The sequence below is a fragment of the Microbacterium profundi genome, from assembly GCF_000763375.1.
GTDB classification, from domain to species: domain Bacteria; phylum Actinomycetota; class Actinomycetes; order Actinomycetales; family Microbacteriaceae; genus Microbacterium; species Microbacterium profundi.
Genome location: NZ_JPSY01000004.1, coordinates 166,908 through 183,773 on the forward strand (window position 1 = coordinate 166,908; position 16,866 = coordinate 183,773).

At 65.7% G+C, this 16,866-nt stretch carries 16 protein-coding genes and 1 pseudogene; 14 read left to right on the top strand and 3 right to left on the bottom strand.

The window, feature by feature from the left end:
• Positions 1-61 precede the first annotated feature (61 nt).
• From JF52_RS0115515 to JF52_RS0115550, 8 genes are all read left to right on the top strand, one after another.
• Positions 62-658 carry a DUF6230 family protein gene (locus JF52_RS0115515; RefSeq protein WP_033107497.1) on the top strand — a complete coding sequence of 199 codons (597 nt, stop codon included), beginning with the start codon at positions 62-64 and terminating at the stop codon, positions 656-658.
• A complete protein-coding gene (locus JF52_RS0115520; RefSeq protein ID WP_235272484.1) occupies positions 649-1,158 on the top strand; it encodes a DUF6114 domain-containing protein in 510 nt (169 codons plus the stop codon). Before JF52_RS0115515 ends, JF52_RS0115520 begins: the two co-directional genes overlap by 10 nt.
• A complete protein-coding gene (locus JF52_RS0115525) occupies positions 1,155-1,889 on the top strand; it encodes a hypothetical protein (RefSeq protein ID WP_033107498.1) in 735 nt (244 codons plus the stop codon). Before JF52_RS0115520 ends, JF52_RS0115525 begins: the two co-directional genes overlap by 4 nt.
• 115 nt (positions 1,890-2,004) lie before the next feature.
• Positions 2,005-5,475, top strand: a complete 3,471-nt coding sequence (gene dnaE, locus JF52_RS0115530) for a DNA polymerase III subunit alpha (protein WP_052167138.1) — start codon at positions 2,005-2,007, stop codon at positions 5,473-5,475.
• Between the two features lie 105 nt (positions 5,476-5,580).
• Complete coding sequence (locus JF52_RS0115535; RefSeq protein WP_033107500.1) at positions 5,581-6,834, top strand: hypothetical protein; 1,254 nt, start codon at positions 5,581-5,583, stop codon at positions 6,832-6,834.
• A gap of 46 nt (positions 6,835-6,880) precedes the next feature.
• Entirely contained in the window at positions 6,881-8,158 is a 1,278-nt protein-coding gene (gene hisD, locus JF52_RS0115540) for a histidinol dehydrogenase (protein ID WP_200881042.1), read from the top strand.
• Positions 8,159-8,162: 4 nt separating this feature from the next.
• A complete protein-coding gene (nrdR, locus tag JF52_RS0115545; protein WP_033107502.1) occupies positions 8,163-8,639 on the top strand; it encodes a transcriptional regulator NrdR in 477 nt (158 codons plus the stop codon).
• 10 nt (positions 8,640-8,649) lie between these two features.
• Complete coding sequence (locus JF52_RS0115550) at positions 8,650-9,669, top strand: quinone-dependent dihydroorotate dehydrogenase (protein ID WP_033107503.1); 1,020 nt, start codon at positions 8,650-8,652, stop codon at positions 9,667-9,669.
• 79 nt (positions 9,670-9,748) lie between these two features.
• Here the strand turns inward: JF52_RS0115550 and JF52_RS0115555 are convergent, their stop codons facing one another.
• Positions 9,749-10,312 (bottom strand): DUF3043 domain-containing protein, encoded by a 564-nt coding sequence (locus JF52_RS0115555; RefSeq protein WP_033107504.1) that lies wholly within the window; start codon positions 10,310-10,312, stop codon positions 9,749-9,751.
• 46 nt (positions 10,313-10,358) lie between these two features.
• Between JF52_RS0115555 and JF52_RS0115560 the strand changes: the two genes are divergently transcribed.
• From JF52_RS0115560 to JF52_RS0115580, 5 genes are all read left to right on the top strand, one after another.
• A complete protein-coding gene (locus JF52_RS0115560; protein WP_033107505.1) occupies positions 10,359-11,768 on the top strand; it encodes a dipeptidase in 1,410 nt (469 codons plus the stop codon).
• Between the two features lie 95 nt (positions 11,769-11,863).
• Positions 11,864-12,226: an iron-sulfur cluster insertion protein ErpA gene (gene erpA / locus JF52_RS0115565; RefSeq protein ID WP_033107506.1), complete on the top strand. Its 363-nt coding sequence runs from the start codon at positions 11,864-11,866 to the stop codon at positions 12,224-12,226.
• A 96-nt stretch (positions 12,227-12,322) separates the two neighbouring features.
• The gene (gene ctaC / locus JF52_RS0115570; protein ID WP_033107507.1) at positions 12,323-13,237 is read left to right on the top strand and encodes an aa3-type cytochrome oxidase subunit II; all 915 of its coding nucleotides are present in this window, start codon (positions 12,323-12,325) and stop codon (positions 13,235-13,237) included.
• Between the two features lie 4 nt (positions 13,238-13,241).
• A complete protein-coding gene (ctaD, locus tag JF52_RS0115575; RefSeq protein WP_052167116.1) occupies positions 13,242-14,987 on the top strand; it encodes an aa3-type cytochrome oxidase subunit I in 1,746 nt (581 codons plus the stop codon).
• A gap of 3 nt (positions 14,988-14,990) precedes the next feature.
• Complete coding sequence (locus JF52_RS0115580) at positions 14,991-15,425, top strand: cytochrome c oxidase subunit 4 (protein WP_033107508.1); 435 nt, start codon at positions 14,991-14,993, stop codon at positions 15,423-15,425.
• A 152-nt stretch (positions 15,426-15,577) separates the two neighbouring features.
• Here the strand turns inward: JF52_RS0115580 and JF52_RS0115585 are convergent, their stop codons facing one another.
• Positions 15,578-15,997, bottom strand: coding sequence for a rhodanese-like domain-containing protein (locus JF52_RS0115585; RefSeq protein ID WP_033107509.1), 420 nt, complete (start codon positions 15,995-15,997; stop codon positions 15,578-15,580).
• A 205-nt stretch (positions 15,998-16,202) separates the two neighbouring features.
• Positions 16,203-16,574, bottom strand: a pseudogene (locus JF52_RS0115590) (RidA family protein); the annotation flags it as partial.
• Positions 16,575-16,635: 61 nt separating this feature from the next.
• On the opposite strand from JF52_RS0115590, the gene JF52_RS17685 reads away from it, so the two are divergent.
• Positions 16,636-16,821 carry a hypothetical protein gene (locus JF52_RS17685; protein ID WP_200881046.1) on the top strand — a complete coding sequence of 62 codons (186 nt, stop codon included), beginning with the start codon at positions 16,636-16,638 and terminating at the stop codon, positions 16,819-16,821.
• Positions 16,822-16,866: the final 45 nt, after the last annotated feature.

Sequence of the window (16,866 nt, forward strand, 5' to 3'; positions counted from 1 at the left end):
TCAATGGGCGTTATGCTCGAACGGATGTCGTCGAAGGTGACGGCTCCGAAACGGAGGATCGATGAAGTTCCCATCTCTCACCAAGTCCCACGCCGGCCGGGTCACTCTCGCAGCGGTTCCCGTCGGAATCGTCGCAGCCGTCCTTCTCGGCGGCGTCGCGCAGGGCGCCGTTCCCGTGTCATTCGCCGTTTCCGGCAGTCAGTTCCAGATCGGCGCGAGCCAGCTCGAGGGCACGGGGTTCTCCCAGTACGCGGGCGTCGCGACAGACTCCGAAGGCGGCGAGCACACAGTCGCCATCGCGAACATCAAGAGCGCGACGCTGTCGGACCTGTGCCAGTCGGTGATCACCGAGACTCCACTCGGCACGGTCGGAGTGCTCATCAAGGCGGGCGGAGGCGGTAATCCCGCATCAGCCTCCGACCTCCAAATCGGCATGACCGGGCTCAAGGGCGACGCCACGTTCGGCAACATCCGCATCGGCGTCGATGCGTCGACGGTCAACTCCGAGGCAAAGGGCTCGGCGGGCGACTTCGCCCAGGACTCCGACACCGTGTCGATCAGCAACCTGCAGCAGACGGCGTGGAGCACACAGGCTTCGGTGTTCACGTTGACGGGCATGTCGCTCGAGTTGACGGACGGATCCGAGGCATGCTTCTGAGCGCGAGGCGAAAGGACGAGACGCGGGCGGGCGAGCCTGCGCGTACACGCAGAGATGCGTCCGCGCAGCCGAGCCAACGCCGCTTCCGGGCATGGCGGAAGGAACGGCCTTTCGTCGGTGGCGTCCTGATCGCGATCGCCGGTGTCGAGATGTTCTTCTCCGGCCAGCTCGACATCGGGCGCCTGCACGTGCAGATGGGCATCGAGGGGCTGCAGGCGACGGTGATCCCAGTGATGCTCGTGCTTCTCGGAGTTCTGGCCATCATGATGCCGGCGCATCACATCTTCTACGGAGTGATCGCACTCGCGGTCGGGGTCTATGCGATCGTCGGCGTGAATCTGGGTGGTTTCCTGATCGGCACGATCCTCGCGTGCATCGGCGGAGTGCTCGTGGTCGCGTGGATGACGCCGGAGGCACGTGCGCGGGCGAAGGAGCGGATGGTGCTCATGAGCGATGACGATGTGCAGCGTGCGGAATCCGCAGCGGGGGAGAGCGCGTGATCTCTCGGCGACTGCGAGTCGTCGGGGTGCTCGCTGCCCTCGTCGTGGCTGCGCCCCTTCTCGCGGGTGCTGCGCCGTCGCCGCGCCATACCGGTTTCTGCGATTCCTTCATGTCGTTCCTGTGTCCGAAGCCGACCCCGACACAGTCGACGGAACCGACCGACCCGGTCGACCCGACCGCGCCCGCAGACCCGACGGCGCCTGAGCCGTCGGCACCTGATCCGATCGATCCGGATGCCGAGATTCCGGTGGATCCTGAGACACAGCCCCCCGCATCAACCGAGCCGGTGCCTGCGCCCGTCGATGCCGCGGCTCCGATCTTCACCGGCACGCCGGCGGCCATGCGCGCAGGCGGGCTGTCCTTCACCGGGCTGCAGGGGATCAGCATCGTCGGCGTCCCCACGGCGGATGGCGGATCGGTGCGCGCGCTCAAGATCAGCGCGGACTCCATCACCATCACGGGTTTCTCGCTGACCGTTCGACCACCGGATCAAGACGGGCTCGTCACCAACGCCGACACCATGGAGCTGGCAGGCAACGTGTCCGTGTATCTCGGCTCCGTGTCGGCATCGTCGATGGGCGGAGCGCCGCTGACCATCGGCACGGACACGCCGCCGCCCCTGGACGATGTCTCTCCCGGCCTGCTGGACGTGACGATGGGTCTCGTCGGCAGCACGGCGGACTCGATCCACTACACGAACACCGACCAGCGGATCGTCGCGGCCGAGTAGTCCCGTCGGTCGCGGAGATCGCCATATCAAAATGCCGACGTCTGCGCCCCGACGTAGACTCGAAGACGTGGCATCCGACTCCTTCGTACACCTGCACGTGCACAGCGAGTACTCGATGCTGGATGGTGCTGCCAAGATCAACTCGATGACGCAGGCGGCTGCCGATTACGGCATGCCGGCCATCGCCGTCACAGATCACGGCAACACATTCGCAGCGTTCGAGTTCTACAACGCGGCCAACAACGCGGGCGTGAAACCGATCATCGGCCTCGAGGCGTACGTCACCCCCGGAACGCACCGCAGCGACAAGACACGCGTGGCCTGGGGCTCTCCTGACCAGAAGCGAGACGACGTCTCCGGCTCCGGTGCGTACACCCACATGACCATGTGGAGCCAGAGCACCGAGGGCATGCACAACCTCTTCCGGCTGAGCTCTCTGTCCAGCCTCGAGGGGCAGTACTTCAAGCCCCGCATGGACCGCGAGCTGCTGCAGACGTACGGCAAGGGCCTCATAGCGACCACCGGATGCCCGTCCGGCGAGATCCAGACCCGCCTGCGCCTCGGGCAGTACGACGCAGCGCGCGCCGCCGCCGCCGAGTTCCAGGACATCTTCGGCAAGGAGAACTACTTCGCCGAGATCATGGATCACGGTCTCTCGATCGAGCGCCGGATCATGACCGATCTGCTGCGCCTGGCCAAGGACCTCGGCATTCCCCTGGTCGGGACCAACGACTCGCACTACACCCACCAGCACGAGGCCGATGCCCACGCGGCGCTGCTGTGCGTGCAGTCCGGGTCGACGATGGACGACCCCAACCGTTTCAAGTTCGACGGCGACGGCTACTACATCAAGACCGCGCAGGAGATGCGCCAGCTCTTCCGCGACAACCCGGAGGCATGCGACAACACGCTGCTCATCGCCGAGCGCTGCCAGGTCGACTTCAACACCTCGGCCAACTACATGCCGCGCTTCCCGGTACCGGACGGTGAGTCCGAAGACAGTTGGCTCATCAAAGAGGTCGAGGCCGGCCTGCACTACCGCTACCCGGCGGGCATCCCCGAAAAGGTGCGCAAGCGCGCCGAGTACGAGACCGGCATCATCCTGCAGATGGGTTTCCCCGGCTACTTCCTCGTGGTCGCCGACTTCATCAACTGGGCCAAGGACAACGGCATCCGCGTCGGTCCGGGCCGTGGCTCCGGCGCAGGATCCATGGTCGCCTATGCGATGAAGATCACCGACCTCGATCCGATCGAGCACGGCCTCATCTTCGAGCGGTTCCTCAACCCCGACCGCGTCTCGATGCCCGACTTCGACGTCGACTTCGATGATCGTCGACGCGGCGAGGTCATCGACTACGTCACCGAGAAGTACGGCTCTGAGCGCGTCGCGCAGATCGTCACGTACGGCACGATCAAGTCCAAGCAGGCGTTGAAGGATGCCGGACGCGTGCTCGGCTTCCCGTTCAGCATGGGGGAGCGCCTGACCAAGGCGATGCCGCCGCCCGTGATGGGAAAGGACATGCCGCTGGACGGCATGTTCGACTCGAAGCATCCGCGATTCAAGGAAGCCGGCGAGTTCCGCACGCTGATCGAGACCGACCCCGAGGCGAAGACGGTCTTCGACCGCGCCGTCGGGCTCGAAGGTCTGAAGCGCCAGTGGGGTGTGCACGCCGCAGGCGTGATCATGTCGAGCGAGCCGCTGCTCGACATCGTGCCGATCATGCGCCGCGAGCAGGACGGCCAGATCGTCACGCAGTTCGACTACCCGTCGTGCGAGAGCCTCGGCCTGATCAAGATGGACTTCCTGGGGTTGCGCAACCTCACGATCATCTCTGACGCCCTCGACAACATCCGCACCAACCGTGGCGAAGAGGTCGATCTCGAGCATCTGGAGCTCGACGATCAGGGCGCCTACGATCTGCTCGCCCGCGGAGACTCCCTCGGAGTGTTCCAGCTCGACGGCGGTCCGATGCGTTCGCTCATGCGCCTGATGAAGCCTGACAACTTCGGTGACATCTCGGCTCTCATCGCGCTGTACCGGCCGGGCCCCATGGGCGCGAACTCGCACACGAACTATGCGCTGCGAAAGAACGGACTCCAGCCGATCACCCCGATCCATCCGGAGTTCACCGAGTCGCTCAAGGACATCCTCGACGAGTCGTACGGCCTCATCATCTACCAGGAGCAGGTGATGGCGATCGCGCAGAAGGTCGCCGGGTTCTCCCTCGGACAGGCGGACATCCTCCGCCGTGCGATGGGAAAGAAGAAGAAGTCCGAACTGGACAAGCAGTTCGAGGGCTTCCAGTCGGGAATGCACGCCAACGGGTACTCGGACGGCGCGGTGAACGCGATCTGGGAGATCCTGCTGCCGTTCTCCGACTACGCCTTCAACAAGGCGCACTCCGCCGCGTACGGCGTGGTCTCGTACTGGACCGCCTATCTCAAGGCGCATTATCCGGCCGAGTACATGGCGGCGCTGCTCACCAGCGTCGGCGACTCCAAGGACAAGATGGCGCTGTACCTCAATGAGTGCCGCCGTATGGGCATCAAGGTGCTGCCGCCTGACGTCCGTGAGTCGATCAACTTCTTCGCAGCCGTCGGCGATGACATCCGGTTCGGCCTCGGCGCCGTCCGCAACGTCGGCAGCAACGTCGTCGACGGCATCGTCCAGGCGCGCGAGAAGGAGAGCTTCGACTCCTTCCACGACTTCCTCAAGAAGGTGCCGCTGCACGTCTCGAACAAGCGGACCGTCGAATCGCTGATCAAGGCGGGCGCGTTCGACTCGATGGGCGACACACGTCGCGCGCTCATGGAGATCCACGAGGATGCTGTGGAGGCAGCAGTCGGTCAGAAGCGGAACGAGGCGCAGGGCGCCATCGGATTCGATTTCGACAGTCTGTACGACGCGGTGGAGGAGACCGTTCCCGCGAAGGTGCCCACTCGCCCGGAATGGGTCAAGAAGGACAAGCTCGCCTTCGAACGCGAGATGCTCGGCCTGTACGTCTCGGACCATCCGCTCGCCGGGCTCGAGGTGCCGCTCGCGAAGCACGCGTCGATCTCGATCAGCAACCTGCTCGCATCGGAAGACCTCCAGGACGGCGACCAGGTCACGGTGGCGGGCCTCGTGACCAGCGTGCAGCATCGTGTGGCGAAGGCCAGCGGCAACCCCTACGGCATGATCACGGTCGAGGACTTCAACGGCGAGGTCACCGTGATGTTCATGGGCAAGACCTACACCGAGTTTCAGCACACGCTGCAGCAGGACGCGATCCTCGCCGTGCGCGGGCGCGTGTCGCGGCGCGATGACGGACTCAACCTGCATGCGCAGTCGGCTTTCTCGCCCGATGTCGGCTCGTTCGACACCGCAGGGCCTCTCGCCCTGGTGCTTGCAGAGCAGCGCGCGACCGAGCGGGTGATGAACGATCTCGCCGAGGTGCTGCGTCGTCACAACGGCGAGACCGAGGTGGTGTTGAGGGTGCATCGGGGAACCACGGCGAAGGTGTTCGAAGTGCCGATGCCGGTGAAGGTGTCCGCCGATCTGTTCGGCGATCTCAAGTCGCTTCTCGGCCCCGCCTGCCTGGGGTGAATGGGCAGGTCTTCACCATGCGTCACTCGGATGCAACAGGTAGTATCGGGACGCGTTGGGCGCACACGATGAGTCCGAGCGCGCCACGTTGAAAGGACCACGCTCATGAGCACGGAATCCCCCTTCGCCGGTGACCCGGAGCCCCTCGGTGACCCGGAGAACGTCGCCGACTCTGCGCCGTTCGCAGAAGACGACGGTGTGCTCTACGACGAAGAGGTCGCACCGCAACCCGGCATCCTCGGGTTCACGCTGCGGGAGCTGCTCATCGTCGGGGTCTGGCTCATCGCGTTCGTGACGTCGTTCTTCCCCGTGTACGCCCAGGCTGGCGGCACTTCGTTGTGGGGACAGGGGATCCAGTGGGTTCTCGCGCTGGGCCTGCCCACCGCGGCCGTCTTCCTGATCGTTCTCCGCCGCTTCTCCCCGGACGGCATCCGCCGGGTCGGCTCGCTGGGGATCGACCAGTTCGCCTCCGTCTCGTTCTCGGTCAGCGCCCTGTATTGGGCGACCGTCAACTGGGACCTCGTCACGGTCTCGGCCGCGACCGACGAGTTCGCGTTGACCTGGGTCACGATCATTCAGTTCGTCGCTGCGCTCGCGCTCGTCATCATCACGGTCTTCGCACCGCTCATCCCCGGGTTGCGCGACGACTTCCACGGACGTCTGGTAACGCTCGCGCATCGCAACGCCAACCCGGTCCGACCGGTGATCGCACGCCCGCGAGCCGAGAAGCCCGCTCCGGTTCCGCACGAGGCCCCGGTCATCGACTCCGAACTGTCGGGTGAGCACACGACTGACGAGATCGCGGATCTCGGGCTGGGCGACCGAGTGTCGTCCACGGCGCACGCGTCACGTCGCGACCTCGGCACCGCGCCCGGGCTCGAAGCCGACATCGGCCTCGGAACCACCGTGGGCGCCGACGACAGCGACTACCTTCCCGCCTATGCGCGGACGTCGCGAGGGCAGCTCAGCCCTGACGACGAGCAGGATGCCGTCGCCTCCGACCCCGCAGAAGATGCCGATTCGACCCGCTCGGAGGTTACGGAGCCTGGAGCGGTCGATGACCAGACGGGCGTCATCGAAGATCTCGACGCGACGGCACCGCGCGAGGTCACGGCTCCGACTGCGAGGCCCACGGAAGCACCCGTCGAGGAAACGGTGGATTCCACATCCTCGCAACCGTTCTGGGCCCTGGCCCCGACCGAGCGCGACGTCGTCGATGAGCGCGGTGAGCCCCTGTTCCGCATCGGCCCGACCGCATGGGCGCTCGTGGCCGAGGACCGGGGCGGAGCCTTCGTGGTCCGACACGACGACGGCCGGATCGGCTACCTGCACGACATCGCAGACATCACGAGGGGCTGAAGTGCGAACGATCGATCTACGAGGGCAGAAACTCTCGCCTGCAGACATGCTCGCTGCCGTACCACGGGCCGCTCAGGCGCGAGCCGAAGCCCTCGAGACCGCGGCGCGGATCGTCGACGACGTCCGCGAACGTGGCGAGGATGCGCTGCGGGAGCAGGCCGAGCGATTCGACAGGGTCACCGACCACGCGATCCGCGTCCCTTCCGAGCACATCGCCGAGGCACTCGCTTCCGTCGATCCCGTCGTGCGCGCAGCCTTGGAGGAAGCGATCCTCCGCGTTCGTCAGGGCTCCGCGGCGCAGGTGCCCGACTCCCGGACAACGGCCATCGGGCCCGGCGCCCAGATCGTCCAGCGCTGGCAGCCTGTCACCAGGGCGGGCGTCTACATCCCCGGCGGCAAGGCCCCGCTCGCCTCGAGCGTCGTCATGAACGTCGTCCCCGCTCAGGTGGCGGGCGTCACGAGCATCGCGCTCGCATCCCCGCCGCAGTCCGACGGACGGGTGCACGCGACGATCCTCGCGGCCGCCGGCCTCCTCGGCATCTCAGAGGTGTACGCGATCGGCGGAGCCGGTGCGATCGGTGCTCTCGCCTGGGGCGTGGCCGCCATCGGCCTCGACCCCGTCGACGTCGTCTCCGGACCTGGCAACAATTACGTCGCCTCGGCGAAGCGTGCCGTCGCCGGTGTCGTCGGCACGGATTCGGAAGCAGGTGCGACCGAGATCCTGATCGTCGCAGACGCTGCGGCCGATGCGCGCCTGATCGCCGCAGACCTCGTGAGCCAGGCCGAGCACGACGAGCAGGCCTCTGCGGTTCTCGTGACCGATGACCCGGCGCTGGCTGAGCGCGTCGCCGCCGAGGTCGAGCAGATCGCCGCACGCACGAGACACAGTGAGCGCGTCGGAGTCTCACTCGCCGGACCGCAGTCCGCGATCGTCCTGGTCGACGACCGCGCGATGGCGACGGCCTTCAGCAACGCGTACGCCCCCGAGCACCTCGAACTGCACCTGACAGATGCCGAGGCTGCGGCATCCGCCTTCACAAGCGCAGGTGCCGTCTTCGTAGGCGACCAGACGCCGGTGAGCCTCGGCGACTACATGGCCGGGAGCAACCACGTCCTGCCCACCGGAGGCCAGGCCCGCTATGCGCCGGGCCTCGGCGCTTACACGTTCCTGCGTCCGCAGCAGGTGATCTCATACGACCACGCCGCCCTCGCCGCAGTACGCGCAGGTGTCGTCGCCCTCGCGAACGCCGAAGTGCTGCCCGCACACGGCGAGGCGATCGAGGCTCGCTTCCAGGGAGCGGCCGGGGGAGCGGCTACGCTGTAACACCATGCACTGCCCCTTCTGCCGTCACCCGGATTCCCGCGTCATCGACTCCCGCACGAGCGACGACGGACTCTCGATCCGCAGGCGTCGCCAGTGCCCGGAATGCGGAGGACGATTCACGACCACCGAGACGGCCAGCCTCAACGTGATCAAGCGCTCGGGGGTCATGGAGCCGTTCAGTCGGGAGAAGGTCATCTCGGGTGTGCGCAAAGCCTGTCAGGGGCGGCCGGTGACCGAAGCCGACTTCGCGATCCTCGCGCAGCGTGTGGAGGAGGCGGTACGCCAGACCGGCGTCTCGCAGCTCGATGCCAACGAGATCGGCCTCGCCATCCTCGGTCCGCTGCGAGATCTCGACGAGGTGGCGTATCTGCGCTTCGCGAGCGTCTATCAGGCGTTCGACTCGCTGGAGGACTTCGAGAGCGCGATCACCGACCTCCGAGCCGAGCATTCGCCGTCCGAACCGGAGTCCGTCGACCGGTAATCTGGCAGGGATGTATCCGCTGCTCTTCCGCGTCGTCCTGTCGCGCTTCGACTCCGAGTTCGCCCACCATGCCGGCATGGCGGTGATCCGCGTACTCGGTGCGCCGCCGTTCTCGTGGGCCACGCGTGCGATCGCAGCGCCAGACCCGCAGCTGCAGGTGCAGGCACTTGGCCTCACGTTCGACTCGCCGTTCGGCGTCGCCGCCGGGTTCGACAAGAACGCCGTCGGTGTGCGCGGGCTGGCTGCTCTCGGCTTCGGTCATGTCGAGATCGGCACGATCACGGCCATCGCCCAGGACGGCAACCCCCGGCCGCGACTTTTCCGTCTGGTGCCCGATCGTGCGTTGATCAACCGGATGGGCTTCAACAACGACGGAGCCGAAGCTGCGTCGCGCCGCCTCGAGAAGCTCCGCCGGCGCCGCCCGAAGACCGTCATAGGCGTGAACATCGGCAAGAGCCGGGTCGTCGACGTCGCTGACGCGAGCTCCGACTACGTCGCCAGCACGGAGCGACTCGCACCGCTCGCCGATTACCTGGCCGTCAACGTGTCCTCCCCGAACACACCCGGACTGCGCGGACTCCAGGCGGTCGAGACTCTCGCGCCGCTGCTGCGCGCGGTCAAGGCGGCCGCCGGTGCGACACCGCTGCTGGTGAAGATCGCCCCGGATCTCCCCGACGATGAGATCACGGCGATCGCGCAGCTCGCCGTCGCAGAGGGCCTCGACGGCATCATCGCGCACAACACCACGATCAGCCGCGAGGGTCTCGAGTCGGATGCCGAAGTCGTCGAGGCAGCCGGCGCGGGCGGGCTCTCGGGCGCACCGCTGCGCGCACGCTCGATGGAGGTGCTGCACGTGGTTCGCGCGGCTGTTCCGAGTGATTTCTGCGTCGTCTCGGTCGGCGGAGTGGAGACCGCGACAGATGTGCAGGAAAGACTGGATGCCGGTGCGACGCTGGTGCAGGGCTACACGGCGTTCCTCTACCGAGGACCGCTCTGGGCGCGTCAGATCAACCGCGGGTTGCGCGCATAACTGGGTGCGGGGCGTTGAGCGAGCGGAGCGAGACGAAACGGGTTGAGCAAGGAGCGTCAGCGACGAGTCGAAACCGGGCTCAGTCGGGGTACTGGCCGCGCTTGACCTGCGGCTTGGGCAGGCGCATGAAACGCATCTGCAGCGCACGCATCGCGGCGTACCAGCCGAGGCCCTTCTCCATGCGGTCCTTTCCGAACTTGGCGGCGACCTTGCGCTTGACGCGGATGCCGAGCAGCACCATGTCGATGACGGCTATGACGATGAACGCCCACAGGCCGATGAAGGCGAAGAACGAGAAGCTGGGATCCGGGACGAGGGAGACCAGGATGACGATGACCATCAGGGCCATGACCCACTCGGAGAGGTGCCAGCCGGCGTCGACGTAGTCGCGCACCCAACGACGCTGCGGACCCTTGTCGCGCGGCGGGAGGTACTTGTCCTCACCGGCGGCCATGCCCGCCTGCGCACGCTCGCGCTGCTCCCGCATCTGCAGCTTCGCTGCGGCGCGGGCTTCCTTGGTGTCGGCCACCAGCGGTCGTCGACGTGCGGCTTCCTGCTCGGCGCGGCTCGGCGTCGGGCGTCCCTTGCCGGCGACGGGCGTCTCGGCCGCGTCGTCGTTCGTCGGTGGGGTGGAAGTGGCCACGAGGCTCCTCGGATAGGGATCGGTGTTCAGCCTTAAGATTACTCGCATGACTTCACAGACGCAGAACGTCGACCCCGCGATCGAATCCGCCGTCACAGAAGCGGTGGCCATCGGCATCCCCTCCGCGCTGTCCGACCTCGGCGACCTCGTCCGCATTCCCGGCATCGCATGGCCGTCGTTCGATCAGACGCAGCTCGAGCGCAGCGCCGAGCGCGTGGCATCGCTTGCGACCGGCACCGGCGTCTTCGACGACGTCAGGGTGCTGCGTGCCGCGATCCCCGGCACTGACGAGCACGGTCAGCCCGCTGTTCTCGCGACGCGGGCCGCACGCAACGGCAAGCCGACGATCCTGCTCTACGCGCACCACGATGTGCAGCCTCCGGGTTCAGACGAGCTGTGGGATACGCCGCCCTTCGAACCGACCGTCCGCGATGGGCGGTTGTACGGGCGCGGTGCCGCCGACGACAAGGCCGGCATCATGGCGCACATCGCGTCACTGCGTGCGGTATCCGAGGTGTTCGGTGACGACCTCGACCTGGGAGTCTCGCTGTTCATCGAGGGCGAGGAGGAGTACGGATCGCGCTCGTTCGCCCAGTTCCTCAGCGACAACTCCGAGGCACTCCGTGCGGACGCGATCGTGGTCGCCGACTCCGGCAACTGGGATTCGACGACTCCTGGGCTGACCGTGTCCCTGCGCGGCAACGCACGCTTCACGATGAAAGTGCGCACGCTCGATCACGCGTCGCACTCCGGCATGTTCGGGGGAGCGGTGCCCGACGCGATGATGGCGACGGTCCGCCTGCTCGCCACGCTCTGGGACGAGGACGGCGCCGTCGCCGTGGAAGGACTCTCCGAGACCGACACCGAGACTCCCGATTACAGCGAGGAGACGCTGCGCGACGAGGCCGGACTGCTACCGGGTACCTCGCCGATCGGGCGGGGCAGCATCCTGAGCCGGATCTGGAACAAACCGGCCATCACGGTCATAGGCATCGACGCGACAGACGTGGCCTCGGCATCGAACACGCTGCTTCCGGAGGTGACCGTCGTCATCAGCGCGCGCGTCGCGCCGGGGCAGTCCGGTGAGGACGCGTACGAGGCGCTCGAGGCGCACCTGCGCGCCCACGTGCCGTTCGGCGCGGAGCTGACGTTCTCGGACGTCGATCTCGGCGACGGATTCCTCGTCGACACCAGCGGTTGGGCTGTGAGCCTCGCGCGCCAGGCGATGGCGGACGGCTATGGCGCAGACCCGGTCGATCTCGGAGTCGGAGGGTCCATCCCGTTCATCGCAGATCTCGTGCGGGAATTCCCGGCGGCGCAGATCCTCGTCACCGGAGTGGAGGATCCTCACGCACGTGCCCACAGCCCCAACGAGTCGCTGCACCTGGACACGTTCCGTCATGCCGTCGCGACCGAGGCGCTGCTGCTGACACGTATGAACGAGATCACCGGCTGATCGCCTTCGCGAACTGATCAGCGCCCATCCGGGTGCTCGAAGGTAGAATCAGAACGAAACGCCGCCTGCACGCGCGGCCTGTCACAAGGAGCGACATGAGCGACACCACACTGACCACACAGACCGCGACCGCACACGGCGTCACACTGACGGACGCGGCGGCGACCAAGGTGAAGAACCTCCTCGAGCAGGAGGGACGCGACGACCTGCGTCTGCGCGTCGCCGTGCAGCCCGGTGGATGCTCCGGCCTGATCTACCAGCTCTACTTCGACGAGCGCTACCTCGACGGCGACGAGACCGTCGATTTCGACGGCGTCGAGGTCATCATCGACAACATGAGCGTCCCGTACCTCGACGGCGCGGCAATCGATTTCAAGGACACGATCTCCGAGCAGGGTTTCACCATCGACAACCCGAACGCAGCCGGAAGCTGCGCCTGCGGAGACAGCTTCCACTGAAAGTCGGCCGTGCTCGACCTGCGTGGTTGGCATGAATCAGGTGTGAGGTTGCCCTAGACTTGACCATGCCTTGTCCGTCATCTTGAAAGGTGCATCGTGCCCTCGAAACGCCGCCTTCGTTGGGCCGCCATTCCCCTGGGAATCGCGGCAGCCGTGGCTCTGGCGGGATGCTCTCCCACCGAACTCAACGGATTCCTCCCGGGCTTCGTAGAAGACGGCACTGCCGCCACGAACCAGACCGACCGGGTCGCAGCGCTCTGGGTCAACTCCTGGATCGTCCTTCTCGCCGTGGGCATGATCACCTGGGCCCTCATGGGATGGGCCGCCGTCGCGTACCGTCGCCGCAAGGGCCAGACCGGCCTGCCGGTGCAGATGCGCTACAACATGCCGATCGAGATCTTCTACACGGTGATCCCGCTCATCCTCGTCATGGGCATGTTCTTCTTCACCGCGAGAGACCAGGCCGCGATCGAGACGCAGTGGGGTGACGAGGCAGACGTCGAGATCACCGCGATCGGCAAGCAGTGGGCGTTCGACTTCATGTACGCCGGTGAAGACGACGCCCTCTCCGACGCAGTCTGGACCATGGGCGTGCAGGCGCAGCCTGATGCCGAAGGCAACATCGACACTGAGAAGCTGCCGACCCTGGTGCTTCCGGTCGACCAGAAGGTGCACATCAACCTTCAGTCGCGTGACGTCATCCACTCGTTCTGGATCATCGACTTCCTCTACAAGAAGGACATGTACATCGGGAAGGACAACTCCTGGTCCTTCATCCCGACACGCGTCGGGGAGTACGCCGGCAAGTGCGCTGAGTTGTGCGGGGAGTACCATTCGATGATGCTCTTCAACGTCAAGGTCGTAGAGCAGGACGAGTACGACGCATACGTCGAGTCGCTTCGTGAGGAGGGGAACACGGGCGACATCACCGATGCATACGACCGTCTCAGCAACCTCCCCGGCACCACAGGTACGACGTCCGAGACGGACTCCGAAGAAGAGGGAGAGTAACCTCATGACCACTACTGAGGCCCCGAGCCAGCCCGCTGGCGCTCGCCCCACGGCGGTTCCCGCACGCCAGGCAGCTTTGATGAGCTCCTCCCGCGTCGAGCAGAAGGGCAACATCGTCGTCAAGTGGATCACTTCCACTGACCACAAGACCATCGGGTACATGTACCTGATCACCTCCGTGCTGTTCTTCCTCCTCGGCGGAGTGATGGCGCTGGTGATCCGTGCCGAGTTGTTCGCTCCGGGGATGCAGATCGTCCCCACCAAGGAGCAGTACAACCAGCTGTTCACGATGCACGGCACGATCATGCTGCTCATGTTCGCGACTCCGCTGTTCGCCGGCTTCGCGAATGCGATCCTGCCGCTGCAACTCGGAGCGCCGGATGTGGCGTTCCCGCGACTCAACGCGTTCGCCTTCTGGCTGTTCACGTTCGGCTCCATCATGGCGGTCGCCGGCTTCCTCACCCCGCAGGGCGCCGCATCGTTCGGCTGGTTCGCGTATCAGCCCCTGGCGAGTGCGACGTTCACCCCCGGTGCCGGTGGGAACCTCTGGATGGTCGGCCTCGGCATGTCCGGATTCGGGACCATCCTCGGTGCGGTGAACTTCATCACCACGGTCATCACGATGCGTGCTCCCGGCATGACGATGTGGCGGATGCCGATCTTCAGCTGGAACACGCTGATCACGAGCCTCCTGATTCTGATGGCCTTCCCGGTGCTCGCCGCGGCGATCTTCGCTGCTGCCGCAGACCGCATCCTCGGTGCACACATCTTCGACCCGGCCAATGGCGGTGTGCTGCTGTGGCAGCACCTGTTCTGGTTCTTCGGCCATCCGGAGGTCTACATCATCGCGCTGCCGTTCTTCGGCATCGTCTCGGAGATCTTCCCGGTGTTCAGCCGCAAGCCGATCTTCGGATACAAGACCCTGATCTACGCGACGATCGCGATCGCCGCTCTGTCCGTGGCTGTGTGGGCCCACCACATGTACGTCACCGGTTCGGTGCTGCTGCCGTTCTTCGCGCTGATGACCATGCTCATCGCCGTGCCGACCGGTGTGAAGATCTTCAACTGGATCGGAACGCTTTGGAGAGGTTCTGTCACGTTCGAGACACCGATGGTGTTTGCGTTGGGCTTCCTCGTGACATTCGTCTTCGGCGGTCTGACTGGGGTTATCCTCGCAGCGCCCCCGCTGGATTTCGCACTCAGTGACTCATACTTCGTCGTCGCCCATTTCCACTACGTCGTGTTCGGAACGGTCGTGTTCGCGATGTTCGCCGGCTTCTACTTCTGGTGGCCCAAGTGGACAGGGCGCATGCTGAACGAGCGCCTCGGCTACGTGCACTTCTGGATGCTGTTCGTGGGCTTCCACATGACGTTCCTCATCCAGCATTGGCTGGGTGTCGACGGCATGGTGCGTCGGTACGCGGACTATTCGGAAGCCGACGGCTGGACGTGGGGCAACCAGGTGTCGACGATCGGTGCGGTCATCCTCGGCGCTTCGATGCTGCCGTTCTTCCTGAACGTCTGGATCACCGCGCGCAAGGCGCCCAAGGTCATGGTCAACGACCCGTGGGGGTACGGTGGATCGCTCGAGTGGGCTACCAGCTGCCCGCCGCCGCGTCACAACTTCACGTCGATCCCGCGCATCCGCAGCGAGCGTCCTGCGTTCGACCTGAACCATCCCGAGGCCGCCGAGCATCCTGTCGCCGCACCTCAGCCGGCCATGTCGGGCGTGACCGGAGAGGGCAAGTAAGCCATGCGATCCAATGTCGTTCTCTGGTGGATTCTCGCCGGCTTCTTCCTGGTCGTCGCCATCACCTACACGATCTGGCACATCCTCGCGTATCCCGAACTGGTCGGTGCGGCGAAGGTGGAGTGGGTGGGTTCCGTCGCTCTTCTCTTCGCGGCCTGTATGTCGGCGATGATCGCGGTCTACCTCGCGCGCACGCACAAGGCGCAGGGCGGCGAGCTGCCCGAAGATATTCTGACGGCAGACATCGACGACGGAGATCCTGAGCTCGGCGAGTTCAGCCCGTGGTCGTGGTGGCCGATCGTGCTCGCAGCCTCTGCAGCGGTGTTCTTGGTCGGACTGGCCGTCGGACAGTTTCTCTTGCCGATCGGTGTTGCGATCTTCGTTGTCGCGATCGTCGGCTGGGTGTACGAGTACTACCGAGGTCACTTCGCACGCTGAGCCGCTCTCACTCGTTCTGAGAAAGCCCCGGGACTTCGGTCCTGGGGCTTTCTGCTGTGCTGGGCCACTGATGCTCCGGGCCTCTGATGCGCTGGGCCTCTGATGCGCTGGGCCTCTGAGATGCTCCGGGCCTCTGATGCTCGGAGGGCGGGTCAGGCCTGCGTGCGGATGCGGGCGACACCGGTGAGCGGGTCGACGGGACGCCGATGGATGCCGTCGGCGTCTGCGACGGGATACCCTTCGCGGACCCAATACTCGAAACCGCCGATCAGCTCTCGCACGGTGTAGCCGAGCTTCGCGAACTCCAGAGCACCTTTCGCCCCAGCGTTGCAGCCCGGGCTCCAGCAGTACACGACGACTTCCCTTCCTGTGGCGATCTCCGACGGCGCCCGAGTCGCGATCTCGCTGTAGTGCATGTGCACGGCCTCTGGGATGCGTCCCTGCGCCCACGCCTCGTCTGAGCGGACATCGATCACCACGACATCGTCAGAGGCCTTCTGGCGGGCGTACAGGTCGCTCGCGTCTGTTTCGTAGGCGAGTTTGGCGGCGAAGTAGTCGGCACGATCGATCATGGTCTCAGCCTATGGAACTCGCGGTCGGTACGGCGCGCTCTTGCGGTCGCATAGCATCCGATTTCCACCGGCATCGCGACTGGCGGCCTGGTGGCGGGGTGGAAGAAGAAGTTCACGGGCTCAGATGTCTTGGAGGCCGGCAAAACCTTCTTGCACGGGTGCTGGGCGGATCGCGTGCGGTCAGCAGGTCGAGCGAGCGCCCGACTCAGGCAGCATCAACCGCGGCGATCGCCTCGATATCGACGAGCTGGTGAGTGTACCCGAGCACGGTGACGCCGAGGAGCGTACTCGGAACGTCGTGGTCTCCGAAGGCGGCGCTGACGACATCCCAGGCATCCACGAGGTCCTGCCGTATAGAGGAGGCCACCAGCCTCCGGGTACTGATGACATCAGTCAATGAGGCCCCCGCCGCCGCAAGCGCCCTTGTCAACGTCTCCACGCAACGCGCAGCCTGAGCGGCATAGTCGCCCGGGAAGTCTGTCGCTCCGTCTTCGTTCAGTGGGCAGGCGCCGGCAAGGAAGATGAGGCGCGAGCCCGCCGGGGCGGTCGCCGCGTACGCGTACGGCGCCGCGGCGAGTGAGCTCCCCGTGCCTACGCCTGCATGCCTGGGATTTTGCTGCCGTGACCAGCATGCGTCCGTGACCCTGCTTGCCGTACTCAGGAAGGACGGAAAGCTGCTCCAGGTGGGCGATGTGGGCCAGTTCTCGGCCGAGAAGTGGACGATGAACATTGTGTCCGCGGCGCTCTCAATCTCTTCGAGCCGGCCGAAGTCAGCTGCTTCGGCGCTCCGGATCTCTGGGGAAGGCACCATTGATCGAGCGTGACGAAGAAGGGCCCCGTCCGCGCTCGAGGAGCGCTGGACGGGGCCC